The sequence below is a fragment of the Pseudomonas sp. RIT-PI-AD genome, from assembly GCF_025642785.1.
GTDB lineage: Bacteria > Pseudomonadota > Gammaproteobacteria > Pseudomonadales > Pseudomonadaceae > Pseudomonas_T.
Map to the genome: position 1 here is coordinate 45,126 of NZ_JANZKU010000006.1, position 26,447 is coordinate 71,572.

The 26,447-nt window shown below is 67.3% G+C and carries 22 protein-coding genes; 7 read left to right on the top strand and 15 right to left on the bottom strand.

Annotated elements, in window-relative coordinates; genetic code table 11:
* Positions 1-456 precede the first annotated feature (456 nt).
* Positions 457-2,985, top strand: a complete 2,529-nt coding sequence (locus OGL92_RS07190; protein ID WP_263142200.1) for a sulfite reductase flavoprotein subunit alpha — start codon at positions 457-459, stop codon at positions 2,983-2,985.
* A gap of 33 nt (positions 2,986-3,018) precedes the next feature.
* On the opposite strand, the gene OGL92_RS07195 is transcribed toward OGL92_RS07190, so the two are convergent.
* The 12 genes from OGL92_RS07195 to OGL92_RS07250 all read right to left on the bottom strand — a co-directional run bounded on the left by OGL92_RS07195 (position 3,019) and on the right by OGL92_RS07250 (position 16,725).
* Positions 3,019-3,819: a phytanoyl-CoA dioxygenase family protein gene (locus OGL92_RS07195; protein WP_263142202.1), complete on the bottom strand. Its 801-nt coding sequence runs from the start codon at positions 3,817-3,819 to the stop codon at positions 3,019-3,021.
* Positions 3,813-4,745, bottom strand: coding sequence for a hypothetical protein (locus OGL92_RS07200; RefSeq protein ID WP_263142204.1), 933 nt, complete (start codon positions 4,743-4,745; stop codon positions 3,813-3,815). The genes OGL92_RS07195 and OGL92_RS07200 overlap by 7 nt, the downstream gene beginning before the upstream one ends.
* A 43-nt stretch (positions 4,746-4,788) precedes the next feature.
* The gene (locus OGL92_RS07205) at positions 4,789-5,760 is read right to left on the bottom strand and encodes a hypothetical protein (RefSeq protein WP_263142206.1); all 972 of its coding nucleotides are present in this window, start codon (positions 5,758-5,760) and stop codon (positions 4,789-4,791) included.
* Between the two features lie 94 nt (positions 5,761-5,854).
* Positions 5,855-6,037 carry a hypothetical protein gene (locus OGL92_RS07210; RefSeq protein WP_263142208.1) on the bottom strand — a complete coding sequence of 61 codons (183 nt, stop codon included), beginning with the start codon at positions 6,035-6,037 and terminating at the stop codon, positions 5,855-5,857.
* 542 nt (positions 6,038-6,579) lie between these two features.
* On the bottom strand, positions 6,580-7,551 hold the full coding sequence (locus OGL92_RS07215; protein WP_263142209.1) for a peptide ABC transporter ATP-binding protein: 972 nt from the start codon (positions 7,549-7,551) through the stop codon (positions 6,580-6,582).
* A complete protein-coding gene (locus OGL92_RS07220; protein WP_263142572.1) occupies positions 7,551-8,522 on the bottom strand; it encodes an oligopeptide/dipeptide ABC transporter ATP-binding protein in 972 nt (323 codons plus the stop codon). The genes OGL92_RS07215 and OGL92_RS07220 overlap by 1 nt, the downstream gene beginning before the upstream one ends.
* 109 nt (positions 8,523-8,631) lie before the next feature.
* Entirely contained in the window at positions 8,632-9,543 is a 912-nt protein-coding gene (locus tag OGL92_RS07225; protein WP_263142211.1) for an ABC transporter permease subunit, read from the bottom strand.
* 79 nt (positions 9,544-9,622) lie between these two features.
* Positions 9,623-10,633, bottom strand: a complete 1,011-nt coding sequence (locus tag OGL92_RS07230) for an ABC transporter permease subunit (RefSeq protein WP_263142213.1) — start codon at positions 10,631-10,633, stop codon at positions 9,623-9,625.
* A gap of 95 nt (positions 10,634-10,728) precedes the next feature.
* The gene (locus OGL92_RS07235) at positions 10,729-12,330 is read right to left on the bottom strand and encodes an ABC transporter substrate-binding protein (RefSeq protein WP_263142216.1); all 1,602 of its coding nucleotides are present in this window, start codon (positions 12,328-12,330) and stop codon (positions 10,729-10,731) included.
* Positions 12,331-12,374: 44 nt separating this feature from the next.
* Complete coding sequence (locus OGL92_RS07240; RefSeq protein ID WP_263142218.1) at positions 12,375-13,820, bottom strand: OprD family porin; 1,446 nt, start codon at positions 13,818-13,820, stop codon at positions 12,375-12,377.
* A 375-nt stretch (positions 13,821-14,195) separates the two neighbouring features.
* A complete protein-coding gene (locus OGL92_RS07245; RefSeq protein WP_263142219.1) occupies positions 14,196-15,797 on the bottom strand; it encodes an ABC transporter substrate-binding protein in 1,602 nt (533 codons plus the stop codon).
* A 214-nt stretch (positions 15,798-16,011) separates the two neighbouring features.
* The gene (locus OGL92_RS07250) at positions 16,012-16,725 is read right to left on the bottom strand and encodes an SIMPL domain-containing protein (RefSeq protein ID WP_263142221.1); all 714 of its coding nucleotides are present in this window, start codon (positions 16,723-16,725) and stop codon (positions 16,012-16,014) included.
* A gap of 207 nt (positions 16,726-16,932) precedes the next feature.
* Between OGL92_RS07250 and OGL92_RS07255 the strand changes: the two genes are divergently transcribed.
* The 3 genes from OGL92_RS07255 to OGL92_RS07265 all read left to right on the top strand — a co-directional run bounded on the left by OGL92_RS07255 (position 16,933) and on the right by OGL92_RS07265 (position 19,960).
* Positions 16,933-18,189: an ATP-binding protein gene (locus tag OGL92_RS07255; protein WP_263142223.1), complete on the top strand. Its 1,257-nt coding sequence runs from the start codon at positions 16,933-16,935 to the stop codon at positions 18,187-18,189.
* Positions 18,190-18,214: 25 nt separating this feature from the next.
* On the top strand, positions 18,215-18,775 hold the full coding sequence (locus OGL92_RS07260) for a response regulator transcription factor (protein WP_263142225.1): 561 nt from the start codon (positions 18,215-18,217) through the stop codon (positions 18,773-18,775).
* Between the two features lie 243 nt (positions 18,776-19,018).
* On the top strand, positions 19,019-19,960 hold the full coding sequence (locus OGL92_RS07265) for an AEC family transporter (RefSeq protein WP_263142226.1): 942 nt from the start codon (positions 19,019-19,021) through the stop codon (positions 19,958-19,960).
* A gap of 187 nt (positions 19,961-20,147) precedes the next feature.
* Here OGL92_RS07265 and gatB read toward each other — a convergent pair whose 3' ends face one another.
* From gatB to gatC, 3 genes are read right to left on the bottom strand one after another with little or no spacing between them, the layout of a single operon-like run.
* On the bottom strand, positions 20,148-21,596 hold the full coding sequence (gatB, locus tag OGL92_RS07270; protein ID WP_263142227.1) for an Asp-tRNA(Asn)/Glu-tRNA(Gln) amidotransferase subunit GatB: 1,449 nt from the start codon (positions 21,594-21,596) through the stop codon (positions 20,148-20,150).
* Between the two features lie 11 nt (positions 21,597-21,607).
* Positions 21,608-23,059, bottom strand: coding sequence for an Asp-tRNA(Asn)/Glu-tRNA(Gln) amidotransferase subunit GatA (gene gatA, locus OGL92_RS07275; protein WP_263142229.1), 1,452 nt, complete (start codon positions 23,057-23,059; stop codon positions 21,608-21,610).
* A 14-nt stretch (positions 23,060-23,073) separates the two neighbouring features.
* The gene (gene gatC, locus OGL92_RS07280; RefSeq protein WP_263142231.1) at positions 23,074-23,361 is read right to left on the bottom strand and encodes an Asp-tRNA(Asn)/Glu-tRNA(Gln) amidotransferase subunit GatC; all 288 of its coding nucleotides are present in this window, start codon (positions 23,359-23,361) and stop codon (positions 23,074-23,076) included.
* Between the two features lie 397 nt (positions 23,362-23,758).
* Between gatC and mreB the strand changes: the two genes are divergently transcribed.
* The 3 genes from mreB (at position 23,759) to mreD (ending at position 26,399) form a co-directional block, all read left to right on the top strand.
* Positions 23,759-24,796, top strand: coding sequence for a rod shape-determining protein MreB (gene mreB / locus OGL92_RS07285; protein ID WP_263142232.1), 1,038 nt, complete (start codon positions 23,759-23,761; stop codon positions 24,794-24,796).
* Between the two features lie 95 nt (positions 24,797-24,891).
* Positions 24,892-25,911: a rod shape-determining protein MreC gene (gene mreC, locus OGL92_RS07290; protein WP_263142574.1), complete on the top strand. Its 1,020-nt coding sequence runs from the start codon at positions 24,892-24,894 to the stop codon at positions 25,909-25,911.
* Positions 25,911-26,399, top strand: coding sequence for a rod shape-determining protein MreD (gene mreD, locus OGL92_RS07295; protein ID WP_263142234.1), 489 nt, complete (start codon positions 25,911-25,913; stop codon positions 26,397-26,399). Before mreC ends, mreD begins: the two co-directional genes overlap by 1 nt.
* The last annotated feature ends 48 nt before the right edge of the window (positions 26,400-26,447 follow it).

Sequence of the window (26,447 nt, forward strand, 5' to 3'; positions counted from 1 at the left end):
CCGCGTTTCGAAGCCCCGCCCAGGCGGGGCTTTTTCATGGGCGCGGGAAACCGCAAGCGGCCGTCGACGGCGAGCCCATGCCTCCATAGGGGCCCATAGGGCCGCGGAGCAGGCGGCGATCGGCGCGGGTTCGCCGCAACGGAGTCTTTCCCCGACGAGGACCCTTCGCTTCGCGATGCGAAGCAGAATCGGTTACAGTCGGTACTCGCGACAGCCTGCCCGCCGGTCCCGGAGTGCCGAGCCAGAGCCTTCCCGGCTTTTTCAGGGCCGGCTCGTTCAGCGCGACTGGCGGGCATTCGCCCCCGCCCAGGACCTTCCAGGTCACTTCCGAACGCTACCTGCGGACCTTGGGACGCCGACGCCAGGCCGGAGGCTTTCGGATTCATGGCCGCACAACGGCCGCGGTTGAAACCGGAGCGCAACCCTGCGGGCGCGCTCCAGCGATGGGAAAACGTGGTGTTCAAGAAAACGATCTTCCAGTTGCACTGGTTCTTCGGGATCAGCGCCGGCCTGGTGCTGGCGCTGATGGGCGTGACCGGCGCGCTTTACGCGTTCCAGGCGGAAATCCTCCAGGCACTCAATCCGCAAAGCCGCATCGAGCGCCGCGACGCCGAGGTGCTGCCGCCCGCTCAACTGGTGGCCAAGGCCACGGCACTGGAAGGCAAGGGCGTCGCCATCCTCTGGGTGGAAATCGGCAGCGGCAACCCGGCGCGGGTGTACCTCACCCCGCCACCGGGCCAGCGGCGTGGCGCGCTGTTGCTGATGGACCCTTATACCGGCGAGCGCGTCGCCGAATGGCGCGGCACGGCGTTCTTCGAGTTCGTGCTGCTGCTGCACCGGACACTCGCCCTGGGCGAGACCGGCAAGCAGCTCACCGCGGCGAGTACCCTGGCACTGATCTTCTTCTGCCTGTCCGGGCTTTACCTGCGCTGGCCGCGACGGGCGCTGAACTGGCGGACCTGGCTGACCCTGGACTGGTCGAAGACCGGCCGGGGTTTCAACTGGGACCTGCACGCGGTGGCCGGGACCTGGTGCCTGGCGATCTACCTGCTGGCGGCGCTCACCGGCCTGTATTGGTCCTATGGCTGGTACCGCGAGGGCCTCACCCGGTGGCTGGGCGACGAACCGGAGGTGCGCCAGGCGCAGGCCGGGGGCGGCGAATCCGCGCCGGGCGGCGGACCGCCCCAGGTGGATTTCGATGCGCTCTGGCGTAGCCTGCGGGAGGTCGCCGGCGCGGACCTGAAGTTCTACAGCCTGCGCCTGCCCGCCGTGGCCGGGGAGTCGGCGGAAGCCTTCTATCTGCTGCGTGATGCCGCGCATCCGCGGGCCTTCAACGAACTCGAACTGGACCCGGCGGACGGCAAGGTGCGGCATCAGGCGCGCTACGTCGAGAAGTCCCTGCCGGCACAATGGCTGGCCAGCGTCTATGCGCTGCACACCGGCGAGTACTTCGGCCTGCCGGGGCGGCTCCTGTACATGCTGGCGAGCCTGGGCATGCCACTGTTCTTCGTCACCGGCTGGCTGCTCTATCTCGACCGCCGCCGCAAGCAGCGGGCGGTGCGCCTGGCCCGCGGCTCGGAGGATGGCTTCGGCCAGGGCGACGGCGAGGCCTGGCTGGTGGGCTTCGCCAGCCAGAGCGGCTTCGCCGAGCAACTGGCCTGGCAAACGGCGCGGCAACTGCAGGCGGCCGGCCTGCCGGTGCGCGTGCAGGCGCTCTCTGGGCTGGACGCCCAGCGCCTGCGCGACGTCCAGCGGGCCCTGTTCGTGGTCAGTACCTTCGGCGAGGGCGAGGCCCCCGACAGCGCGCGCGGCTTCGAACGTCGGTTGCTCGCCCAACGCCTCGACCTCGGCCATCTGCGCTACGCCGTGCTGGCCCTCGGCGACCGCCAATACGAGCAGTTCTGTGCCTTCGCCCGGCGCCTGCACGACTGGCTCGGCAGCAGCGGCGCCCGCAGCCTGTTCGAACCGGTGGAGGTGGATAACGGCGACGAGTTGGCGTTGACCCGCTGGCAGCACCAGTTGGCCGACCTCACCGGTGCACAGCCGCTGCACCAGGCCGAGGCGCCGTTCCTCGCCTGGCGTCTGGCCGAACGGCTCTGCCTCAATCCGGGCAGTCAGGGCGAACCCACCTACCGGGTCGCCCTGGAACCCGGCGAAGCCGTCGACTGGAGCGCCGGCGACATCCTCGAGGTGTTGCCCCGCCAGGACGAGGGCCGGGTCCGGGCCTGGCTGCAACGCCTGGGGCTCGAGCCTTCCCTGTGGGTACAGGTCGGCGAACTGGCGCAGCCGCTGCACCAGGCCCTGACCAGCCGCCAGTTGCCGGACGGATTCGCCCACCTGGTCGGCCTGCACGCCCAGGCGCTGTTCGACGCCCTGGCGCCGTTGGGCACCCGCGAATACTCCATCGCCTCGCTGCCCCAGGACGGGGTGCTGGAGCTGATCGTCCGCCAGGCCATCCTGCCCGACGGCTCCCTGGGTATCGGCTCCGGCTGGCTGACTGCCCACGCGCCGCTGGAGGGGCGGCTGCTGGCGCGGGTGCGGCGCAACAGTGCCTTTCATCTGCCGGAACAGCCGGTGCCGTTGATCCTGATCGGCAGCGGCACCGGCCTCGCCGGTTTGCGCAGCCTGCTCAGGGCGCGGATCGCCGCCGGCGAAACCCGCAATTGGCTGCTGTTCGGCGAGCGCAACGCCGCCCGTGACTTCTATTACCGGGACGAACTGGAGGGTTGCCTCGCCCGCGGCGAACTGGCGCGCCTGGACCTGGCGTTCTCGCGCGACCAGGCGACCAGGGTCTACGTGCAGGATCGCTTGCGCGAGGCTGCCGGGGAACTGCGTCGCTGGCTGCACGACGGCGCCGCCCTGTACGTCTGCGGCAGCCTGGTCGGCATGGCCGAGGGCGTCGACCAGGTCCTGGTGGAACTGCTGGGCGCCGCGGCGGTGGACAGCCTCAGCGAGAGCGGGCGTTACCGCCGGGACGTGTACTAGGGCCCATACGAAAGTGCCGGCTGCGACGGCCGGTCAGCCCGGCCCTTCCTCTCCGGCCATTTCGCCGTGCGCCACCCGGCTGGTTTTCGCGATGGCCTCGGGTCGCGGGGCGAACTGCCAGTGCTCCCACATGTCACGCTCGAAGTCGTAGGTGGCGGCTTCGTCCAGCGGCATGCCCCAACGCCCGACGGTGGCGATGCGGGTTTCCCGCCGCGAATTGACCGAGCCGGAATGCATCAGCAGCGAATGCCAGATCAGCAGGTCGCCGGCCTTGCCCAGGAAGGCCGTGGGCTCGCTTGGCAGTTCCCGCAGAAGCAGGGCGAAGGTCTGGTCCTGGCTGCGCTCGCCCCGTGCCATGTAGTCACGGGGATTGCGGCGGAAGTAGTCCCAGGCGTTGCGATGGCTGCCCGGCCAGTAGAGGAACTCGCCGCCGCCCTGGCGCACGTCGGTGTAGTAGATGACGTTGTTCGCCAGGGTGCGCAGCGGGCTCGCCACGGGGAAGTCGAGGTGTGCGGGCATGCCCAGGCCATAGGGGCTGCGCTCCCCCGGGCGGATCATCAGGTCGTCCTCGCCGTGCCACTCGAGGCCCGCGTGGAGCGACCGGTAGAGCGCGGTGAGCCGGGGGTGGACCCCTGGCGACAGCGGGACCTGGAAGTGGAACTGGCTGCTGCTGTGCCGGCCCAGGGCGAGTTGCCAGTCGTCGCCGGAGTCGGGGCGGCCGAAGTAGGCCAGCACCTCTTCGCGACCGCGAAGGATTTCCTCGCGGTCGAAGAAGTCCCGCAGGATCAGCACCCCGTCGGCTTTGAAGCGTTCGATCTGTCCCGGGGTCAGCATCCTGGCCGGCCTCCTTCCCGCAGCAGGCCGGCGGTTCCGAACGCGCGGCTCAGCAGGTGGAGCGCGGGGCGTTCCAGCTCGGCCATGGTCCACAACGCCTGAAGGGTCACCGGCAGTCTCAAGGGGAGGTCGACATCCTGGCCCGGCGTTTGCGCGGCCATTCGCGCAATGACCGCGTCGTAGTCGCCGAACCCGCCCTCTTCGCCCTGGCTCAGGCGGAGGAATTCGAACCCGGTGGCCAGGCCCGCGGAGTGGCCCTTGTCCAGGTAGCGGACCGCGCGCAGCAGACGCATGCCGAAGGGCAGCTCATAACCGCGCAAGGTGGCCACCGCCGCCCCCTCGAGCAACCGGGCGAAATGCAGCGAGTCGGTCGGCCAGGCCCGGAGGCCGAAGGCGGACCATTGCTCGATGAAGGACAGCACGCCCTTGAGCGCGTCCAGGCGATCGAAGCGCAGCGGCAGGGCCTGCTCCAGCGCCACCGGCTGGCTGGAATCGAATGCACCGGCGGTTCCATCCAGCGCCTGGTTCAGCAGGGCGTCCCGCCGGCCCTGACGTTCGGCGTTCACTTCCCGCAACAGGGCCAGGTAGTTCGCCGCGTCGCCGCCGATGGCAGCCTCGCCACGGATGACGCCGGAGATCGCCAGCAGGGCGGCGAACAGGTCGGAGGCGGCCCAGTTCAGCGCGGTGCGCCCCTTCAGGATGCGCGGTATGACGGCCTGCGCGGCGTCCGTCAGGTCGTCGTTGATCAGCGAGCAGACCCGGGCGATGGCCAGCCCGTCGATGGCGAGGCGATCGCTGTCGAGGCGCCCGGCGCCCGCCGCCGCGGCCAGCCAGTCGAGCGCGCGCGCGGCGGCCTCGCGCGTCGCCTGGAAGGTGCCGAAAACCATCGTTTCGGTCAGGGGGCTCTCGCCGGCATGAACATCCATAGGTCCTTCCTTGAGCTCGTTCGTGCTGGAGGTGATCGGTGCGTCAGCCATGGCCAAGGACGGCCTGGCTCGAGGTGTCGATGTCGCAGGCCACGAGCAGCAGCATCACTAGGGTGGGGTGGTAGACGGCGAAGAACTCGTCTTCCCGCGATGGGCGCTTGCCCTCGGCCTGGGCCTCGTTCAGCCACATGCGGTCGGGGATGAAGCCGCCGGGCTGCTGGATCTTCTGCAGTTCGTCGGTCACCGCCCAGTGCAGGTCCCGGTCGTGGGAGCGCAGGCAGATGAGGTTCATCAGCAGTTCGGCGGAGAGGTCGAAGTCCCGCTCGAACAGGCAGACCCGGAGCGCCAGGGACACGTAGTCGCGGATGGCGTCGAGCGGGTCGCCGGCCAGGCGCGCGAGGTCGCTGCGGCCGAAATCGGAGAAATGGAAGATCAGGTGGGTGATGCCGTAGAGGTCCATGGTGCTGGCGTAGGACAGGGACGGCGGATGGCGGAGGCTGCTCTGGGCATAGAGCGCGGCGTCGTCGGGCATCCGGTAGCGCAGGCGGGCGACGTCGAAGTAGTACTTGAGGTCCAGTTTGTGCCAGGGGCTGCGTTCGATGCGGTCCAGCATGCCGCGGTCCAACACGTTCTGCAGCACGCGTTTCGCCTCGACCGGTTCGTCGCCGAGGTCTTCCAGCACGGCCAGGGCGACGGCCAGCAGGGGGAACAACTGCACCCGGCGGCGGGCGTCGAAGAAGATGTTGCGTTGCTTCACCTTTTCCAGCCAGAAGCTGCGCAGGCGAACGGCGTCCTCCATGGCCCGCAACTGCGGGACACGCTGCACGATACGCAGCGCCACGCCCAGTTCGCCGAAGGCCTTGCGCACGCGCCCGCCTTCGATCTGCTCGGGCAATTGATCGAACAGCAGGTCCTCCTGGGGCGGATCGAAGAACGAGAGATTGTCCGTCAGCCACGCGAGGAGCCGCTGCGCGATCTGATTCCGGTCATCGGCACTACGAAATACGCTTTGCATGGGAGGGCCTGAGAGGATGTCCATGGTTATCCGCAAAGAGCGATTGCGCGTTCGATACCGCCACTCCTTACGGACGCTCAAGCGTTGGAACTAATCAGTGGGAAACGAAGCCGTGCCCATAGACGATGGCGCTGGCCACGATGGGTTGGCTCGGATCGCCATCGCGGTGGACTTTCTTGATCAGGAATTCGGCGAACTGATTCAGATCGGTCACGCCCTCTTTCTTGAGCTGATCGAGGATCTCTTCTTTGGTGATGGTTTTCTTGGCCTGGGTCATGGGTATTACTCCTTGAGTGGGTATCTGTCGGAACACGACCGTTTCATCGCTTCCCGGTAGGCCCCTGCGCGCCGAAGCGTGAAAGGACGAACCGGGAAGGGACTCGCGCTTCATGTTCGGAGATGGACTTCGCGCGAAAGACAAGTCCATCTCCGAACATCACTCCCCCGGGGGGCCGTTCCGGCGTACCCGGGCGGACTCAGTGCGGTCGTCGGCATGCCGGATGCTGGAAGCTGCCTTCCAAATAGGGCGCGCGACCTTGCAGCGGCCTGCACGAGAACAGACTAGATAGGCCCTCGACCGGTCGTGCCTGTCATTTCTGATAGTTTTCGTGGGTATCCGGAGGGACGGTCGATTCACGGGGTGGCGGGATGCGTCTCTTCGGGCGAGCCGAGGACGCCCCGAAGCGGAGGCTTCGGGGAACCCTGGTTTGCGAGGATCGAAGGGTGGGCGGCCCGCGCGGCGCCCATGCTGGACGTCGCGGGCGCCACCGCTACGCCACGGGGGCGTCACGCGGGGCGGCTGGAACCGCCCCGAGAGGGTCAGGCGTTGATCTGTTCCGCGTGGTGGCAGGCGACCTGGCGGCCATCCAGGGCACGCAGGAGGGGGATTTCCACGGCGCAGCGTTCGGTGGCGTAGGGGCAGCGCTTGTGGAAGGCGCAGCCGCTGGGTGGGTTGAGGGGGTTGGGCAGCTCGCCGGCGATCTTGATCTTCGGCTTGGCCGGGTTCGGGCGGATGGTCGGCGTCGCGGAAAGCAAGGCCTTGGTGTAGGGATGCAGCGGACGCTCGTAGATCAGCTCGCTCGGGCCCATCTCGGCGGGCCGCCCGAGGTACATCACCAGGACGTCGTCGGCCACGTGCTGGACCACCGCCAGGTTGTGGGAGATGAACACGTAGCCGGTGTTGAAGGTTTCCTGCAGGTCCATGAACAGGTTGAGCACCTGCGCCTGGATCGACACGTCCAGCGCCGAGGTGGGTTCGTCCGCCACCAGCACCTTGGGGTTGAGCATCATCGCCCGGGCGAGGGCGATGCGTTGCCGCTGGCCGCCGGAAAACATATGCGGATAGCGCTGGTAGTGCTCGGGACGCAGGCCCACCTGCTGCATCATCGCCTGTACCTTCTCCCGGCGTTCGCCGCGGGACAGCGAGGTGTTGATGGTCAGCGGCTCGGCCAGTTGGTCGCCGATCTTCTGCCGCGGGTTGAGCGACGCGTAGGGGTTCTGGAACACCATCTGCACGTCGCGGCGCAGTTGCTTGCGTTCGCGGCGGTCGGCGCCGGTGACTTCCTGGCCGGCGATCTGCAGGGAGCCGGTGGTGGGCTCCTCGATCAGGGTCAGGGCACGCGCCAGGGTCGACTTGCCGCAGCCGGACTCGCCGACCACGGCGAGGGTCTTGCCGGCCTCCAGCTCGAAGGACACTCCGTTCAGCGCCTGCACCGTGGCGGGGCTCTTGAACAGGCCCTGGGACACGTAGTAGTGGCGGGTCAAGTCGCGGGCATTGAGGACGGTACTCATCACGCCACCTCCGGCAGGTTCAGCGGATAGAAGCAGCGCACGGCGCCGAAGGGATGCGGGTCCAGGCTCGGACGCTGGGCGCGGCAATGGTCGGTGGCGTAGGGGCAGCGCGGTGACAGCAGGCAGCCCTGGGGCCGGTCGTAGCGCCCCGGCACGATGCCCGGCAGGGTCGCCAGGCGGCGCGCGCCCTGGCTGTGCTCGGGGATCGCCTTGAGCAGCGCCTCGGTGTAGGGGTGGGTGGGCGCGTCGAACAGCCGCGGCACCTCGCCCAGTTCCACCGCTTCGCCGGCGTACATCACGCAGACCCGGTTGGCGGTTTCGGCGACCACCGCGAGGTCGTGGGTGATCAGCACCAGGCCCATGTTGTGGTCGCGCTGGAGGTCCAGCAGCAGGTCCATGATCTGCGCCTGGATGGTCACGTCGAGGGCGGTGGTGGGCTCGTCGGCGATCAGCAGCTTGGGTTCGGCGGCGATGGCCATGGCGATCGCCACCCGCTGGCTCATGCCGCCGGAGAGCTGGTGCGGGTAGGCGTTGAGGCGGCTCGCGGCGCCGGGGATTTCCACCCGCTCGAGCAGCTCCAGGGCGCGCTGGCGGGCGGCCCGGCCGCGCAGGCCGAGATGCTGGTGCAGCACTTCCTCGATCTGGTAACCGACGGTGAAGCTCGGGTTGAGGGCAGTCATCGGGTCCTGGAAGATCATCGCCAGGTCCTTGCCGACGATGTGCCGGCGCTGGCGGCCCTTCAGGCGCAGCATGTCGGTGCCGTCGAAGCACAGGCGGTCCGCGGTGACGATGCCGGGCGCCTCGACCAGGCCCATCAGGGCCATCATGGTCACCGATTTGCCGGAGCCGGATTCGCCGACGATGGCCAGCACTTCGCCCTCGTTCACCGACAGGTCGAGGCCGTCGACCACCGGCACGGCATGGGCGTCGCCGAAGCGGACGGACAGGTTCTTGATGTCGAGCAGGCTCATGCCGGGCTCCTTGCGGGTGGCGTCATCCGGTTGAGTGCCGGGCAGGGGGTGGCGTTCCGCCGCGTGGGGACGGGCGAGCACGGTTGCGGGACTGTTCATCGGCGTCTCCTTAAACGGCGTTCTTGAGTTTGGGGTCGAGGGCATCGCGCAAGCCGTCGCCCATCAGGTTGATCGCCACCACGCTGAGCAGGATGGTCAGGCCGGGCAGCGAGACCACCCACCAGGCGCGCTCGATGTAGTCGCGGGCCGACGCGAGCATGGTGCCCCACTCGGGGGTCGGCGGTTGCACGCCGAGGCCGAGGAAGCCCAGCGCCGCAGCGTCGAGGATCGCCGAGGAGAAGCTCAGGGTGGCCTGGACGATCAGCGGCGCCATGCAGTTGGGCAGCACGGTGATGAACATCAGCCGCGGCAGGCCGGCGCCGGCCAGGCGCGCGGCGGTGACGTAGTCGCGGTTCAATTCGCCCATCACCGCGGCGCGGGTCAGCCGCACGTAGGACGGCAGCGAGACGATGGCGATGGCGATCACGGTGTTGATCAGGCCTGGGCCGAGGATGGCGACGATGGCCACCGCCAGCAGCAGCGACGGCAGCGCCAGCATGATGTCCATCAGGCGCATGATCGCGGAGCCCACCAGGCGCGGGAAGAACCCGGCGAGCAGGCCCAGCACGACCCCCGGGATCAACGACATCACCACCGAGGACATGCCGATGATCAGCGACAGGCGCGCGCCATGGATCAGTCGCGAGAGCAGGTCGCGGCCCAGCTCGTCGGTGCCGAGGAGGAAGCGCGCCTGACCGCCGTCGAGCCAGGAGGGAGGCGTCAGCAGGAACTCGCGGAACTGTTCGCTGGGGTTGTAGGGCGCCACCCAGGGGGCGAACAGCGCGCAGATCACCACCAGGATCATGAACAGCAGGCCGCAGACGGCACCCTTGTTATGGGCGAAGGCGCGCCAGAATTCCTTCAGCGGGGACGGGTAGAGCAGGCTCTGGTCGAGGGGTAGGGGTGTGGTCAGGCTGGTCATGGACGGACCTCGCGGAAAACGCTGATGACGATGGCCGGATGCGGCCGGGGCTGAAGAGGCAGGCTCATGGGCGGGGTCCTCAGCGCTGGTGGCGGATGCGCGGGTTGGCCAATCCATAGAGGATGTCCACCGCGAAGTTGACCAGGATCACCAGGCAGGCGATCAGCAGGATGCCGTTCTGCACCACCGGGTAGTCCCGGGCGCCGATCGACTCGATCAGCCATTTGCCCACGCCGGGCCAGGAGAAGATCGTCTCGGTGAGCACCGCGCCGGCCAGCAGCGTGCCGACCTGCAGGCCGAACACCGTGAGCACCGGGATCAGCGCATTGCGCAGGCCGTGGACGAAGACCACCCGCGCCGGCGACAGGCCCTTGGCCCGCGCGGTGCGCACGTAATCCTCGCGCAGCACTTCGAGCATCGCCGAGCGGGTCATCCGGGCGATCACCGCCAGTGGAATGGTGCCGAGCACGATAGCCGGCAGGATCAGGTGGCGCAGGGCATCGAGGAAGGCGCCTTCCTCGTCGCCGAGCAGGGTGTCGACCAGCATGAAGCCGGTCACCGGCTGGATGTCGTAGAGCAGGTCGATGCGGCCCGACACCGGGGTCCAGGCGAGGTTGACCGAGAAGAACATGATGAGGATCAGCCCCCACCAGAAGATCGGCATGGAGTAGCCGGCCAGGGACAGGCCCATCACGCCGTGATCGAACAGCGAGCCGCGCTTGAGCGCGGCGATCACCCCGGCCAGCAGGCCGAGGGTGCCGGCGAACAGCAGCGCCGCCAGGGACAGTTCGAGGGTGGCCGGGAAGAGGGTGAGGAACTCGTGCCAGACGCTTTCGCGGGTGCGCAGCGATTCGCCGAGGTCGCCGTGGGCGAGCTTGCCGATGTAGTCCAGGTATTGTTGGGTCAGGGGTTTATCCAGGCCCAGGCGGTGCATGGCTTCGGCGTGCATCTGGGGGTCCACGCGGCGTTCGCCCATCATGACTTCCACCGGGTCGCCGGGGATCAGGCGGATCAGCGCGAAGGTCAGCAGGGTGACGCCGAAGAACGTCGGGATCAGCAATCCGAGGCGTCGAGCGATAAAGGACAACATTGCTTAGGGGTACTCCGCATCATCGGTTTCATGGCGTCCCGGGAAGGGCGCCAGGCGTCGCGGCCTGGCGCCCCCGCCGGGGGGGCGTACTCTTCTTATGGTTTGCGCGTCGTCTTGGCGAAGTTGTTCGAACCCAGCGGGCTCTGCACGAAGCCTTCGACGTCCTTGCTCATGGCGGTGAACTGCTTGGGATGCGCCTGGGGAATCCAGGGCGCCTGCTCGTGGAAGATCGCCAGTGCCTTGCGATAGAGCGCGGCGCGCTGCTCCGGGTCGTTGTTCTCGCGGGCCTGGATGATCAGTTCATCGAACGCCTTGTCGCACCAGCCGGCCTGGTTCTCGCCGCTCTTCGCCGCGGCGCAGGTCAGGTTGGGCGAAATGAAGTTGTCCGGGTCGCCGTTGTCGCCGGCCCAGCCCATGAACACCAGGTCGTGCTCGCCGTTCTTCGCCCGCTTGATCATCTCGCCCCACTCGAACACGCGGATTTCCGACTGGATGCCCACCGCCGCGAGGTCGGCTTGCAGGAGCTGCGCGCCGAGGGCCGGGTTGGGGTTGGTCGGGCCGCCGCCGGGGCGGGTGAAGATGGTCAATTTGATGTCGTCCTTGTGGCCCGCTTCCTCCAGCAGTTTCCGTGCCCGCGCGGGATCGTGGGGCCAGGCGGCGATGCTCTCGTCGTAGCCCAGCAGAGTGGACGGGTAGGGGTTGATCGCCTGGCTCGCCGCGTCGGGGCCGAAGACCGCCTGGATGTAGGCGTTGTTGTCCACCGCCAGGTTGATCGCCTGGCGCACCCGCACGTCGTCCAGGGGCGCGTGGCGGGTGTTGAGGGCGACGTAGGAGGTGAGCAGCGAGTCCATTTCCAGGACCTTCAGCTTGGCGTCGGCCTTCAGCGCCGGCACGTCGAACGGCCGTGGGTAGAGCGCGATCTGGCAGGCGCCGGCGCGCAGCTGCTGCAGGCGCACGTTGGAGTCCGGGGTGATCGAGAACAGCAACTTCTCGCTCGGCGGCTCGCCGTCCCAGTAGTCCGGGTTGCTCTTGAAGCGGATCTGCGCGTCCTTGGCATAGCGCTGGAAGACGAACGGACCGGTGCCGATGGGCTGGCTGTTGAGCTTCTCGGTGGTGCCCGCCTTGAGCAGCTGGTCGGCGTACTCGGCGGAATAGATCGAGGTGAAGCCCATCGCCAGGTCGGCGAGGAACGGCGCCTGCGGCTTGGTCAGGGTGAAGCGCAGGGTATAGGGGTCGAGCTTCTCGATGTTGCCGATCAGCGTGCTGAACTCCATGGCCTCGAAGTAGGGGAAGCCCCGGCTGCTCTTGTCGTGCCAGGGGTGCTTGGGATCGCGCTGGCGCTCGAAGCTCCACAGCACGTCGTCGGCGTTCAACTCGCGGGTCGGCTTGAACCAGTCGGTGCTGTGGAACTTCACGCCCTTGCGCAGGTGAAAGGTATAGGTCAGCCCGTCCGGGCTGATCTCCCAGCTTTCGGCCAGGGCCGGTTCCACCTGGGTGGTGCCGCGGTTGAAGCGTACCAGGCGGTCGTAGAGGGTTTCCGCCGAGGCGTCAGCGGTCACCGCGGTGGTGGATTGGACGATGTCGAAGCCGTCAGGCGAGGCTTCGGTGCAGACCACCAGGGGCTTGGCCTGGGCGACGCAGGCGGTGCCGGCGAGCAGGGCCACGCTCAAGGCGTTGCGCAGAAATCCGGATTGCATGGATGACCTCCTTGGTCGGCCGCGCGGGGCGGCGTGATCGGGCTTCACAGCAGTTCGAAGGGCAGCGTGGTGGTCAGGCGGATCTCGTCGAAGCTGCCGTCGACCTGGTTCTGCGTCGCCCGGTGGGAGAAGTAGCCCACCTTGAACTGGCTGTTCTTCAAGGTGCCCTCGGGGACCTTGTAGACCGTCACGAGCGCGTACTCGTGGTGCTTTTCGCCATCCTGTTGCAGCACTTCGGCGTAGTTCGCGTACTTGCCGTTGCGCCCGCCGTCGTAATGGGTCCCGTCGATGTCCCAGCCGCGCGCGTACCACAGCGACGTGGAAAGGCCCGGCACGCCGAACTGGCTCCAGTCGGTTTCGTAGCGGATCTGCCAGGACTTCTCGTTGGGACCGTTGTAGTCGGAGAACAACGAGTTGGCCAGGTAGATGGCCGCGGTCTCGTGGACGTAGTCGAAGTATTCGTTGCCGTCGATCTGCTGCCAGGCCAGGGTCAGGCTATGGGCGTCGTGGGTGGCGGTGAGCGCCAGGCTCCAGGCATCGTTGTCGATGTAGCCAGACTTGCGGCTGCCCTCGTCGTCGGTGTGGTAGTAGTTGGCGCTGGTCTTGAACGCCAGGGTCTTGGCGTCGCCGGCCTCGTGGGAGAGGCTCAGGTAGTACTGGTTCCAGACGTCCTCGAAACGCGAGTAGTAGGCGCTGGCCTGCAGGCTGTCGAGGAAGCGGTAGTTCCCCCCCAGGTAGCTGAGGCGGTCGGCGTCGACCTCGCGCGTGCCGTACTCGGTGGTGAAGTGTTCGTCGCCGGCGCCGGTCCGCGGGCTGGCCCGGGTGAAGGTCCCGGCCTGCACCTGCAGGTCCTTGAGTTCCTCGCTGGTCAGGCCGAAACCGGTGAAGCTGGAGGGCATGGCGCGGTTGTCGAAGTAGCTGAACACCGGCGTATCGACCAGGAAGCGGCCGGCCTTGAGCTCGGTGTTGGAGACGCGCAGACGCACGTCGGCGACGCCCAGCTTGGACCAGGTCGGGATGGCGTCGCCGTCGCTGTCGGCCAGGGTCCGGTTGCCGCCGCCGGCGATCCGGCCATGGCCGCGCTCCAAGGCGACCTCGGCGAAGCCGGCGATGTCCACGCCGAAGCCGACCGGGCCCTGGGTGTAGCCCGAGCTGTACTTGAGCACGTTACCCTCGACCCAGGTGTAGCGACGGCGCGTCGGTTCGATGACGCCGCCGTCCTTCCTGATCTTGAAGCCATTGCCCCGGTAGCCGGTCTCGCGAGCGAAGAAGTTGCGCGTGGTGAAGGTGAGGTGATCGTCCTCGAAGAACCCCTTGGCGCCGTCCTGGCCGGTCACCGGTTTCTCCACGCTGGGAATGCTCTGCAACTGATTGGTGTAGTTCGGATCATCGGCCTGCGGCGACGGGGTCGGCGCGTCTTCGGCATGGGCGCAGACGCCCAGCGCGAGGTTGGCGAGCGCAATGGCGAGGGTCAGGCTGGTTTTTCTCATTGTTGCTCCTTCCTTGGTTATGTCCGGCTGCGATCCAGGCCCAAGGCCGCACATGGAGGCGCGACTGCTCATCGGACGGGTTGTTAGGGATTGTGTGTGTCGGGAGAGGCCGCTACGCCGGGTGGCTCGGGCGGTCGTCAGGCATGCCGGCGCATTCGCTGGCTCCGGCTGGAGCCTGCGGGGAATACGGGAGGTAGGGTGGTGTATGTGCTCGCACGATTGCATCCCTTCATGCCGTGGAGGCGGTGGGTGTCACCGCATCCGGTTTCGCGCGCTCGCCGGGTTCGTGGCCCGGCGGCACGCGGATACAGGTAGCCGCAGACCGAGCCGGACGGGTCACGTCCGGCGCTCTGTGGCTTCAAGCGGTAAAAGCGGTTACTGGCCGATGCCCACGCCGTAGAACGAGTTGAGCGCGAAGGGACTGATCTTGAAGTCCTGCACGTTCTTGCGCATCGGTTGGTAGACGGTGGAGTGGGCGATCGGGGTGATCGGCACTTCACGCTTGATGATCTGCTGCGCCTGCTTGTACAGCTCGGTGCGTTGCGCCTGATCGGTGGTGCGCTTGGCGGCCTTGATCAGCTTGTCGTAGGGCTTGTCGCACCACTTGGAGAAGTTGTTGCCGTTGACCGCGTCGCAGCCGTACAGGGTGCCCAGCCAGTTGTCCGGGTCGCCGTTGTCGCCGCTCCAGCCGATCAGCATGGCGTCGTGTTCGCCGGCCTTGGAGCGCTTCATGTACTCGCCCCATTCGTAGCTGACGATCTTCGCCTTGATGCCGATCTTCGCCCAGTCGCTCTGCAGCATCTCGGCCATCAGCTTGGCGTTGGGGTTGTACGGGCGTTGCACCGGCATGGCCCACAGGGTGATCTCGGTGCCTTCGGCGATGCCGGCGGCCTTGAGCAGGGCCTTGGCTTTCTCCGGGTCGTACTCGGTGCCTTTGATGGTGTCGTCGTAGGACCACTCGGTCGGCGGCATGGCGTTCACCGCCAGCTGGCCGGCGCCTTGGTAGACGGCGTCGATGATCGCCTGCTTGTTCACCGCCATGTCCAGCGCCTGGCGCACTTCCAGCTTGTCGAACGGCTTGTGGGTGACGTTGTAGGCGATGTAGCCGAGGTTGAAGCCGGCCTGGGACGGCATGTTCAGGTTGGCGTCCTTCTTCAGCGACTCCAGGTCGGCCGGGCGCGGGAAGAGGGTGACCTGGCACTCGCCGGCCTTGAGCTTCTGCATGCGCACCGAGGCGTCGGCGTTGATCGAGAAGATCAGGTTGTCGATCTTCACGTCCTCGGGCTTCCAGTAGTCCTTGTTGCCCTTGAAGCGGATCTGCGAGTCCTTCTGGTAGCGGCTGAAGACGAAGGGGCCGGTGCCGATCGGCTTCTGGTTGATTTCCTGCGGCTTGCCTTTCTTCAGCAGCTCGTCGGCGTACTCGGCCGACTGGATCGAGGCGAAGCTCATGGCCAGGTTCTGGATGAACGCGGCGTCCACTTCATTGAGCACGAAGCGCACGGTCTTCGCGTCGATCTTCTCCACCTTGGCGATGTTGCTGTCCATGCTCATGTCGGTGAAGTAGGGGAATTCGGTGGGGTAGGCTTTGCGGAACGGGTGCTGCTTATCCAGCATGCGCTGGAAGGTGAACAGCACGTCGTCGGCATTGAAGTCGCGGGTGGGCTTGAAGTATTCGGTGGTGTGGAACTTGACGCCGTCGCGCAGGTGGAAGGTGTAGGTGAGGCCGTCTTCCGAAACGTCCCAGCGCTCCGCCAGGCCCGGAATCACTGCGGTGCCGCCGCGTTCGAACTGAGTCAGGCGATTGAACAGGGTCTCCGCCGAGGCATCGAAGTCGGTGCCGGTGGTGTATTGGCCCGGATCGAAGCCCGCAGGGCTGCCTTCTGAACAGTAAACGAGGTTGGTAGCGGCGTGGGCGAGCGGGGTGCTGGCGATCAGCCCCGCAGCCAGCAGGATCTGGATGACGGCGTTCTTTCGCATGTGGACCTCAGTTTTGTTGTGGTTGTCATCTTGAGGGGCCCCCTCGTGGGGGTGCCTTGCGAGAAACTATGCAGGCCATATGCCGCGCGCAAGCGATATGCGATGCCGGGCCGGGCGACTGTGGGGATGTTGTACGAGCGTGTCGCATTTATGAAAAAATGTTTCTAAAAGCTGGCAAAGCGCCGCCACAGGAGCATGACGGCGCTGCCCTGTGTCAGGGCATCTGCACCTCGATGATGCCGTCGGCGTTCACCGAAACCTGGCTGGTACCGGCCTCGATTTCCGGCGAAGGCGCGGCATCGGCGCCCCCCATGGCCTTCATCGCCATCATCCGCATGCGAATCGGCGGTTCGAACCCGCTGCTGTTGAGGTTCAGGCTAACCAGGCGGTAGCCGCTGCCGCCCAGGGCTTCCGTGGTCAGTTGCGCGCGGGCCTTGAAGGCGGCCACGGCGTCCTTGATCAGCGCGTCCTCGGTTTGCTTGCGCGCGGGGTCGGATACCTCGAAGTTCATCCCGCCCATCTTCATCTGCTGAAGAAGCTCCGCCGTGAGCTGCGAGAGGCTGGCGAAGTCGGCGCTTTCCAGGCGCAATTCCGCACGCTCGCGCCAGCCGGAGATGCGCTGGCCCTTGTCGTCGTAGATCGGATAGCTGTTGCGGCTGCCCTGGCTGACCTTGACGCCTTCGGCCTTGCGCGCGCGCTCGATGGCGGCGTTCAGGGTGGTGGTGATGCGGGCGGCCAGCTTGGCCGGATCGCTGTCCTGGTCCTCGCTGTAGAGGGTGACGTTCATCAGGTCGTGGGCGACGTCCTGGCTGACCTTGGCGTTCAGCGCGATCTGGTTGTAGCGCTGTTCGTCGGCCATGGCGCGCATGCCGCCGAGGGCGGTGGCGACGAGGGTGAGGGCGGTGGCGAGACGGAGGGAGGGGCGCATGGGAACTCCTGTGGGTGACGGAGGGGCGGTTCGGGCCGGCCCGGAGGCGGCGGATTACCTGCGTATCTGACCCTCGGGGCGGGCCGCCTGTTCAGCCCGGCGCGCAATCGCGGCCCGCGCACCGTGCGGCGAGTTGCCGCAGCGGCACTGGCACCGGCGGCCTCTGGTTATACTCGCCGGGCGCTGCGGTGGCGTCTTCGGAGTCCTATGCACACACCCGTCCAATTGCTCTCGGCGAGCCGGCAGAACCTCTGGCGCCTGACCCTGATCCGCGTGCTGGTCCTGGCCGCCCAGGCCGGCTCGGTGGGGATCGCCTACCGCGCCGATCTGCTGCCGCTGCCGTGGCTGCAACTAAGCGTCACCCTCGGCATTTCCGCGGTGTTCTGCCTGCTGACGGCCTTGCGCCTGCGCGGGCCCTGGCCGGTCACCGAACTGGAGTACGCGGCGCAACTGGGCTGCGACCTGATCATCCACAGCGCCCTGCTGTACTACTCCGGCGGCTCCACCAACCCCTTCGTGTCCTATTACCTGGTGCCGCTGACCATCGCCGCGGCGACCCTGCCGTGGTTCTACTCGATGATCCTGTCCGGGCTCGCCCTGGCCAGCTACACCTTGCTGCTGGTGTGGTTCCATCCCCTGGAAATGCATACCCGGCCGCGCGAGACCCTGCTGATCTACGGCATGTGGCTGAGCTTCGCCATGGCCGCCGCGCTGATCACCTTCTTCGCCGCGAAAATGGCCGAGGAACTGCGGCGCCAGGAACAGTTGCGGGCCCAGCGCCGCGAGGAAGACATGCGCGACCAGCAACTGCTGGCCGTGGCCACCCAGGCCGCCGGCGCCGCCCACGAACTGGGGACGCCGCTGGCGACCATGAGCGTGCTGCTCAAGGAACTGCGCCAGGAATACCGGGAAACACCCGCGCTGCAGGACGACCTGGCGCTGCTCCAGGAACAGGTCAAGTTGTGCAAGGACACCTTGCAGCAACTGGTGCGCGCCGCCGAGGCCGACCGGCGCCAGGCGGTGGAGGAGCAGACCTCGGTGGAGTGGCTGGAGATCACCCTCAACCGCTGGCACCTGATGCGCCCCGAGGCCACCTATCGCTACCAGTGCCTGGGCCGTGGCGCGCCGCCGCGGCTGATGCCGCCGGCGGACCTGACCCAGGCGCTGCTCAACCTGTTGAACAACGCCGCCGATGCCTGCCCGGACGAACTGGACATCCGCCTCGACTGGGATCATCAGTGGCTGATCCTGAGCATCCGCGACCATGGCGCCGGGGTGCCGCTGGCTATCGCCGAGCAGCTCGGCCGGCCGTTCTTCACCACCAAGGGCAAGGGCTTCGGCCTCGGCCTGTTCCTCAGCCAGGCCAGCGTCACCCGTGCCGGCGGTACGGTTAAGCTGTATAACCACGAAGACGGCGGCACGCTCACCGAGCTGCGCCTGCCGCGAGCCTACGGCGTGCGTTGATGCGTTCGCCCCGCAAGGAGTCCCTATGAGCGAAGAGCCGCTGTTCGAAGGCGAAGAGCATCCCCACCTGTTGCTGGTGGACGACGACGCCACCTTCACCCGTGTCATGGCGCGCGCCATGAGCCGCCGCGGCCTGCGCGTGTCGGTCGCCGGCTCGGCGGACGAAGGCCTGCGCCTGGCCAAGGAAGACCTGCCGGACTATGCGGTGGTCGACCTGAAGATGGACGGCGATTCCGGCTTGGTGCTGCTGCCCAAGCTGCTGGAGCTGGATGCGGAAATGCGCGTGGTGATCCTCACCGGCTACTCGAGCATCGCCACCGCGGTGGAGGCGATCAAGCGCGGCGCCTGCAACTACCTGTGCAAGCCGGCGGACGCCGATGACGTTCTCACCGCATTGCTCTCCGAGCATGCCGACCTGGACAGCCTGGTCCCGGAAAACCCCATGTCGGTGGATCGCCTGCAATGGGAGCACATCCAGCGCGTGCTGGCTGAGCACGACGGCAACATCTCCGCCACCGCGCGGGCGCTGGGCATGCACCGGCGCACCTTGCAGCGCAAGCTGCAGAAGCGCCCGGTACGCCGCTGACGCCCAGGGCCTCGCCCCGGGACGCCGGATAGCCCGGAAAGGGCCGCGTCTCTCTGGGATCGGCGAGGCCAGGTGTCCCTTGGACGCGGCGACCTCGCCCCTCCCGCCTGGCGAGCGTCCTTCAGGTCGAGGCGGTTCTCCGGGCCCCGATGACCCGGTCGACCTCGAAGATTCGCGCGGGCATACCCAGCGGGGAGGCGACCTGGTTATCATTAGCCTCCTACGCATAACGGCGGCGGTGGCATGTTCCCTCTCTTCCTGCAAAGCCTGGATATCACCGCGCCGGTCTTCGCCATGCTGTTCCTCGGCGTCGCCCTCAAGCGGGTCGGCTGGATCGACACCGCCTTCATCAACACCGCCTCGGCCCTGGTGTTCAATGCCACCATGCCGACCATGCTGTTCCTCGGCATCGTCCACGCCGACCTGAACGCGGCCTTGCAGCCGGCGGTGATCGGCTACTTCGCGCTGGCCACCCTGGCGGGCTTCCTGCTGGTCTGGGGTTGGGCGATCTGGCGCTGCCCCCATGCCGATCGCGGCATCTACACCCAGGGCGCTTTCCGCGGCAACAACGGCATCATCGGGCTGGCGCTGGCCACCAGCATGTACGGCGACTATGGCCTGTCCCTCGGCGGGGTCCTCGCCGGCGTGGTGATCCTCGCCTACAACACGCTGTCCTCCATCGTCCTGGCGATCTACAGCCCGAGCGTGAAGTCCGACGTCTGGAGCATCTTCAAGAGTGTGGTGAAGAATCCGCTGATCATCGGCGTGGTGAGCGCGATCCCCTTCGCCTATTGGCAGATCGGCCTGCCGGCCTGGCTGAACACCTCCGGCGAATATTTCGCCCAGATGAGCCTGCCGCTGGCGTTGATCTGCATCGGCGGCACCCTGTCGCTGTCCTCCCTGCGCGAGAGCAGCGGCCTGGCGATCAGCGCCAGCCTGATGAAAATGGTCTGGCTGCCGCTGCTGTGTACCTTCGGCGCCTGGCTCTGCGGGTTCCGCAACGCCGAGCTGGCGATCCTCTTCCTCTACTTCGGCAGCCCCACCGCCGCCGCCAGCTTCGTCATGGCGCGGGCGGTCAACGGCAACCACCAGTTGGCCGCCACCATCATCGTGCTCACCACCCTGGCGGCGGTGGTCACCACCAACCTGGGGCTGTTCGTGCTGAAGTCGACGGGGTTGATCTGACGCGAAGGCCTGCGCATCGCCGTCAGGCACGGGTGCGGAGGCGTTTGGAGCAGGAGGTACGCCGTGGCGGGGCGAGAGCGGCCTAATGGCCGGGCCATTCGCCTTGGGCCAGGGCCGCTTTCGCGGCGAGCGGGCCTCGCACCGCCGCGCGGGACGCCGAGGGCGCCACGGCGGGGTGCGCAGGTTTCTAGCCTTCCAGTTTCTTCTTCAGCAACTGGTTGACCTGGCCGGGGTTGGCCTTGCCTTTCGAGGCCTTCATCGCCTGGCCGACGAAGAAGCCGAACATCTTGCCGCGCTTGGCTTCGTCGGCGGCGCGATACTGTTCGACCTGCTCGGCGTTGGCCGCCAGCACTTCGTCGAGCATCGACTCGATGGCGCCGGAGTCGGTGACCTGTTTGAGGCCTTTCTTCTCGATGATCTCGTCGGCGCTGGCGCCTTCGCCGGCGGCCAGGGCCTCGAAGACCATCTTGGCGATCTTGCCGGAGATGGTGTCGTCCTTGATCCGCAGGATCATCCCGCCCAGTTGCTCGGCGGATACCGGCGACTGTTCGATGTCCAGGTTGTCCTTGTTGAGCAGGCTCGACAGCTCGCCCATCACCCAGTTGGCGGCCAGCTTGGCGTCGCCGCTGACCTGCTGCACCGCCTCGAAGTAGTCGGCCAGCTCACGGCTGGACGAGAGCACGCCGGCGTCGTAGGCGGAGAGGCCGAACTGCCGCTCGAAGCGCTCGCGCTTCTGTGGCGGCAGTTCCGGCAGGCTGGCGCGGACCTGATCGAGGAAAGCCGGCTCGATCACCACCGGCAGCAGGTCGGGGCAGGGGAAGTAGCGGTAGTCGTTGGCTTCTTCCTTGCTGCGCATGGAACGGGTCTCGTCCTTGTTCGGGTCGTACAGGCGGGTTTCCTGCACCACCTTGCCGCCGTCCTCGATCAGCTCGATCTGCCGCTGCACCTCGTGGTTGATCGCCTTCTCGATGAAGCGGAAGGAGTTGACGTTCTTGATCTCCGCGCGGGTGCCGAATTCGGCCTGGCCCTTGGGCCGCACCGAAACGTTGCAGTCGCAGCGCAGCGAACCCTCGGCCATGTTGCCGTCGCAGATGCCCAGGTAGCGCACCAGGGCGTGGATCGCCTTGACGTAGGCGACGGCTTCCTTGGCGCTGCGGATGTCCGGTTCCGAGACGATCTCCAGCAGCGGCGTGCCGGCGCGGTTCAGGTCGATCCCGCTCATGCCGTGGAAGTCTTCGTGCAGGCTCTTGCCGGCGTCCTCTTCCAGGTGTGCGCGGGTGATGCCCACGCGCTTGACGCTGCCGTCGTCGAGGGCGATGTCCAGGTAGCCCTTGCCGACGATGGGCAGGTCCATCTGGCTGGTCTGGTAGCCCTTCGGCAGGTCGGGGTAGAAGTAGTTCTTGCGCGCGAAGACGTTGCGGTCGGCGATCTCGGCGTCGATGGCCAGGCCGAACTTGACCGCCATGCGCACCGCTTCCTCGTTGAGCACCGGCAGCACCCCGGGCATGCCCAGGTCGACCAGGCTCGCCTGGGTGTTGGGTTCGGCGCCGAAGGTGGTGGCGCTGGCGGAGAAAATCTTCGAGCGGGTGGCGAGCTGGGCGTGGATTTCCAGCCCGATCACGGTTTCCCATTGCATGCGCATCGTCCTCAGAAACCAGCCGGAGCTTGGGTGTGCCAGTCGCTGGCCAGTTGGTACTGGTGCGCGACGTTGAGCAGGCGGCCTTCCTGGAAATAAGGCGCGAGCAGTTGCACGCCGACCGGCAGGCCGTCGACGAAACCGGCCGGCATCGACAGGCCCGGGATGCCGGCGAGGTTGGCGGTGATGGTGTAGATGTCTTCCAGGTACTGGGCAACCGGGTCGTCGTTCTTCTCGCCGAGTTTCCAGGCCGGGTTGGGCGTGGTCGGGCCGAGGATCACGTCCACCTCGGCGAAGGCGGCGACGAAGTCGTTCTTGATCAGCCGGCGGATCTTCTGCGCCTTCAAGTAGTAGGCGTCGTAGTAGCCGGCCGACAGGGCATAGGTGCCGACCATGATGCGCCGCTGCACTTCCGCGCCGAACCCCTCGCTGCGCGAACGCTTGTACAGGTCCTCGAGGTTATGCGGGTTCTCGCAGCGGTAGCCGAAGCGCACGCCGTCGAAGCGCGACAGGTTGGAGGAGGCCTCGGCCGGGGCGATCACGTAATAGGCGGGGATCGCGTGCTGCATGTTCGGCAGGCTGATGTCCTTGACCGTGGCGCCGAGGGTCTTCAGGACCTCGACGACCGCCAGGGTGGCATCGGCGATGCGCGCATCCAGGCCGGCGCCGAAGTACTCCTTCGGCAGGCCGACGCGCAGCCCGCTCAGCGGCCGCTGCAAGGCGGCCAGGTAGTCGTCCACCGGCTGGTCGACGCAGGTGGAGTCCTTGGGATCGAAGCCGGCCATGCCGCCCAGCAGCAGGGCGCAGTCTTCCGCGCTGCGCGCCAGGGGTCCGCCCTGGTCGAGGCTGGAGGCGTAGGCGATCATGCCCCAGCGCGAGACGCGGCCGTAGGTGGGCTTGATCCCGGTGAGGTTGGTGAAGGCCGCCGGCTGGCGGATGGAGCCGCCCGTGTCGGTGCCGGTGGCGGCCGGCAGCAGGCGCGCGGCCACCGCCGCGGCGGAACCGCCGGACGATCCGCCTGGCACCCGCTGCGGGTCCCAGGGGTTCTTCACCGCGCCGTAGTGGCTGGATTCGTTGGATGAGCCCATGGCGAACTCGTCCATGTTCAGCTTGCCGAGGGTGACCGTGCCGGCCGCCTTGAGACGCGCGACCACGGTGGCGTCGTAGGGCGCCTTGAAGTTGTGCAGGATCTTCGAGCCGCAGCTGGTCAGCACGCCCTCGGTGCAGAACAGGTCCTTGTGGCCGATGGGCGCGCCGAGCAGCGCGCCGGTCTCGCCCGCCGCGCGGCGGGCGTCGGCGGCCTTGGCCTGGCTCAGCGCCAGCTCCGGCGTCACGCTGATGAAGCTGTTCAATTGCGGATCGAGGCGCTGGATGCGCGCCAGCAAGGCGCCGGTCAGCTCTTCGGCGGAGAATTCTTTGGCGGCGAGGCCGCGGGCGATCTCGGCCAGGGTCAGTCGATGCATGGGGAACCCTTTCCTTATTCGATTACTTTCGGCACGAGGTAGAGGCCGTTTTCCACCGCCGGGGCGATGGCCTGGTAGGCGTCGCGGCGGTTTTCCTCGGTGACCACGTCCGCGCGCAGGCGCTGGGTGGCCTCCAGCGGGTGGGCCAGCGGCTCGATGCCGTCGGTGTCCAGCGCCTGCATCGCGTCGACCAGGCCGAGGATGCTGTTGAGGGTGTCGGTGGTGCGGGGAATGTCGGCTTCATTCAGGCCCAGGCGGGCCAGATGGGCGATCTTCTCCACGTCGGAGCGTTCAAGCGCCATCGGGATTCTCCTGCGGATAGCGGGGCGGATGACTGGCCGCGACGCGACGGTGCGCGGGTTACCTGGGACGGCCGCCCCGGCTGGGCGGAAGGCGGTCCGGAAGGCGCCGGGGCAGCGAGTCGTGAGGTCCGCGACGAAAGGCCCTGGGGCCCGGGAAAACCGGCAATTTAGCACGCCGGCGGCCGCTCTCGGTAGATGGCCGTGGGCCATGTCCCGCGGCGCATCCGCCCCGACGGCCCGGCGCACGGGGCGCGGGCGCGACGCGGCCCAGGCGGGCGGGCGCCATCCACCGGGAAAGCCGCCCTTTGCCTTGCCCAAAGGCACCGTCGTTGTTAGAGTTTGCCGCACTTTTTACCCAGCGTTTTTCCCCACGCTCTGTCCTAGGGTTTTTTTCCCCATGTTCAAGAAACTGCGTGGCATGTTCTCCAGCGATCTGTCGATCGACCTGGGTACTGCCAATACCCTGATTTATGTGCGCGAGCGCGGCATAGTGCTGAACGAGCCCTCCGTGGTCGCCATTCGTACCCACGGCACCCAGAAGAGTGTCGTCGCGGTCGGTACCGAAGCCAAGCGCATGCTCGGCCGGACCCCTGGCAACATCGCCGCCATCCGCCCGATGAAGGATGGCGTGATCGCCGACTTCAGCGTATGCGAGAAGATGTTGCAGTACTTCATCAACAAGGTTCACGAAAACAGCTTCCTGCAGCCCAGCCCCCGCGTGCTGATCTGCGTGCCCTGCAAATCGACCCAGGTGGAGCGCCGGGCGATCCGCGAGTCGGCCCTAGGCGCCGGTGCCCGCGAAGTGTTCCTGATCGAAGAGCCGATGGCGGCCGCCATCGGCGCCGGCCTGCCGGTCGAGGAAGCCCGTGGCTCGATGGTCGTCGACATCGGCGGCGGCACCACCGAGATCGCGCTGATCTCCCTCAACGGCGTGGTCTACGCCGAGTCGGTCCGGGTCGGCGGCGACCGTTTCGACGAATCCATCGTGACCTACGTGCGCCGCAACTACGGCAGCCTGATCGGCGAATCCACCGCCGAGCGCATCAAGCAGGAAATCGGCACCGCCTTCCCCGGCGGCGAAGTGCGCGAGATCGACGTGCGCGGCCGCAACCTGGCCGAGGGCGTACCGCGCAGCTTCACCCTCAGCTCCAACGAGGTGCTCGAGGCGCTGCAGGAGTCCCTGGCGACCATCGTTCAGGCGGTGAAGAGCTGCCTGGAGCAATCCCCCCCCGAACTGGCTTCGGACATCGCCGAGCGCGGCCTGGTGCTGACCGGCGGTGGCGCACTGCTGCGCGACCTCGATAAGCTGCTGTCTCAGGAAACCGGCCTGCCGGTGATCGTCGCCGAAGACCCGCTCACCTGCGTGGCGCGCGGCGGTGGCCGTGCCCTGGAAATGATGGACCGTCACGCGATGGACCTGCTGTCGACGGAATAAGAGCCGCTTAGGCTTCGATCATGGGATGACCGCCGCGCCCGGCTCGCCGTGCGCGCGGCTCGAAGTCCCCGGCTTGCAGCCGTGAGGAACCCACCATCAAACCGCTCTTCACCAAAGGCCCCTCGCTCAGCGTCCGTCTGCTGGTGCTGACCGTATTGTCGGTCGTGCTGATGGTCGTGGACGCGCGTTTCGAGACCCTCAAGCCGGTGCGCAGCCAGATGGGCCTGGTGCTGACCCCCTTCTATTGGCTGGCGGACTTGCCGGTCCGCGCCTGGGAGGGGATCAGCGATCAGTTCAACAGCCGCAGCGTGCTGATCGCCGAGAACGAGAAGCTCAAGGCCGAGGCACTGCTGCTGCAACGCCGCCTGCAGAAGCTCGCGACCCTCACCGAACAGAACGTGCGCTTGCGCGAGCTGCTCAATTCCTCGGCGCTGGTGGACGAGAAGGTGCTGGTGGGTGAGCTGATCGGCGTCGACCCCAACCCCTTCACCCACCGTATCCTGATCGACAAGGGCGGCAAGGATGGGGTGTTCCTCGGCCAGCCGGTGCTCGATGCCCGTGGCCTGATGGGCCAGGTGGTCGAAGTCATGCCCTATACCTCCCGCGTCCTGTTGCTCACCGACACCACCCACAGCATTCCGGTGCAGGTCAACCGCAACGGCCTGCGCGCCATCGCCAGCGGCACCGGCAACCCCGAGCGCCTCGAATTGCGGCACGTCGCCGACACCGCCGACATCAAGGAGGGCGACCTGCTGGTCAGCTCCGGCCTCGGTCAGCGCTTCCCCGCGGGCTATCCGGTGGCCACGGTGAAGGAAGTGATCCACGATTCCGGCCAGCCCTTCGCCATCGTCCGCGCGGTGCCCACCGCGGCACTGAACCGCAGCCGTTACCTGTTGCTGGTGTTCAGCGACAGCCGCTCGCCGGAGCAGCGCGCCAACGATGCCGCCCAGGCCCAGGAAGAAGCCGATCGCCAGGCCGCCGGGCAGGCCGCGCCGGAGCCTGCCGCCGCGACCCCTGCCAGCCCGCCGGCCGCGCCGACTCCGACTCCGGCGCCAACGCCCACACCCAAGCCCACTCCCGCCGCCGCGCCGGCGAAGAAACCGGGGAGCCGCTGATGGTCGGTTTTCGTCCGCGCAATGCCTGGGTCATCTGGTTCACCCTGGTCCTCGCCCTGTTGTTGAGCGTGGCGCCGCTGCCGAGCTTCATGGAAATCGGCCGGCCGCTGTGGCCGGCGCTGATCCTCACCTACTGGGTCCTGGCCCTGCCGCAACGCATCGGCATGACCGGCGCCTGGCTGCTGGGGCTCGCCGAGGACGTGCTCTACGGTTCGCTGCTGGGCCAGAACGCGATCGTGCTGACCCTCATCACCTTTCTGGTCCTGGCCCTGCATCAGCGCTTGCGTCTGTTCCCGATCTGGCAGCAATGTCTGGTGCTGATGGTGGTGTTCGGCATCGCCCAGTTGGTGCAACTGTGGCTCAACGCGCTGACCGGCAATCGTCCGCCCACCCTGGTATTCCTCCTCCCGGCCCTGGTGAGCGCCTTGCTCTGGCCGTGGGTCTTCGCGGTATTGCGCAGCATCCGGCTGCGCCTGAACGTCAACTGAGCGGGTGGCGGCGCGCCGCCGGCCTGCGACCTCGACAGGGAGATGTCC

What these genes read in the sequence shown, in the direction of transcription:
- OGL92_RS07195 (WP_263142202.1), bottom strand. Translation starts at nt 3,819, where the DNA reads ATGCTGACCCCGGGACAGATCGAACGCTTCAAAGCCGACGGGGTGCTG.
- OGL92_RS07200 (WP_263142204.1), bottom strand. Translation starts at nt 4,745, where the DNA reads ATGGATGTTCATGCCGGCGAGAGCCCCCTGACCGAAACGATGGTTTTC.
- OGL92_RS07205 (WP_263142206.1), bottom strand. Translation starts at nt 5,760, where the DNA reads ATGCAAAGCGTATTTCGTAGTGCCGATGACCGGAATCAGATCGCGCAG.
- OGL92_RS07210 (WP_263142208.1), bottom strand. Translation starts at nt 6,037, where the DNA reads ATGACCCAGGCCAAGAAAACCATCACCAAAGAAGAGATCCTCGATCAG.
- OGL92_RS07215 (WP_263142209.1), bottom strand. Translation starts at nt 7,551, where the DNA reads ATGAGTACCGTCCTCAATGCCCGCGACTTGACCCGCCACTACTACGTG.
- OGL92_RS07220 (WP_263142572.1), bottom strand. Translation starts at nt 8,522, where the DNA reads ATGAGCCTGCTCGACATCAAGAACCTGTCCGTCCGCTTCGGCGACGCC.
- OGL92_RS07225 (WP_263142211.1), bottom strand. Translation starts at nt 9,543, where the DNA reads ATGACCAGCCTGACCACACCCCTACCCCTCGACCAGAGCCTGCTCTAC.
- OGL92_RS07230 (WP_263142213.1), bottom strand. Translation starts at nt 10,633, where the DNA reads ATGTTGTCCTTTATCGCTCGACGCCTCGGATTGCTGATCCCGACGTTC.
- OGL92_RS07235 (WP_263142216.1), bottom strand. Translation starts at nt 12,330, where the DNA reads ATGCAATCCGGATTTCTGCGCAACGCCTTGAGCGTGGCCCTGCTCGCC.
- OGL92_RS07240 (WP_263142218.1), bottom strand. Translation starts at nt 13,820, where the DNA reads ATGAGAAAAACCAGCCTGACCCTCGCCATTGCGCTCGCCAACCTCGCG.
- OGL92_RS07245 (WP_263142219.1), bottom strand. Translation starts at nt 15,797, where the DNA reads ATGCGAAAGAACGCCGTCATCCAGATCCTGCTGGCTGCGGGGCTGATC.
- OGL92_RS07250 (WP_263142221.1), bottom strand. Translation starts at nt 16,725, where the DNA reads ATGCGCCCCTCCCTCCGTCTCGCCACCGCCCTCACCCTCGTCGCCACC.
- OGL92_RS07255 (WP_263142223.1), top strand. Translation starts at nt 16,933, where the DNA reads ATGCACACACCCGTCCAATTGCTCTCGGCGAGCCGGCAGAACCTCTGG.
- OGL92_RS07260 (WP_263142225.1), top strand. Translation starts at nt 18,215, where the DNA reads ATGAGCGAAGAGCCGCTGTTCGAAGGCGAAGAGCATCCCCACCTGTTG.
- OGL92_RS07265 (WP_263142226.1), top strand. Translation starts at nt 19,019, where the DNA reads ATGTTCCCTCTCTTCCTGCAAAGCCTGGATATCACCGCGCCGGTCTTC.
- gatB (WP_263142227.1), bottom strand. Translation starts at nt 21,596, where the DNA reads ATGCAATGGGAAACCGTGATCGGGCTGGAAATCCACGCCCAGCTCGCC.
- gatA (WP_263142229.1), bottom strand. Translation starts at nt 23,059, where the DNA reads ATGCATCGACTGACCCTGGCCGAGATCGCCCGCGGCCTCGCCGCCAAA.
- gatC (WP_263142231.1), bottom strand. Translation starts at nt 23,361, where the DNA reads ATGGCGCTTGAACGCTCCGACGTGGAGAAGATCGCCCATCTGGCCCGC.
- mreB (WP_263142232.1), top strand. Translation starts at nt 23,759, where the DNA reads ATGTTCAAGAAACTGCGTGGCATGTTCTCCAGCGATCTGTCGATCGAC.
- mreD (WP_263142234.1), top strand. Translation starts at nt 25,911, where the DNA reads ATGGTCGGTTTTCGTCCGCGCAATGCCTGGGTCATCTGGTTCACCCTG.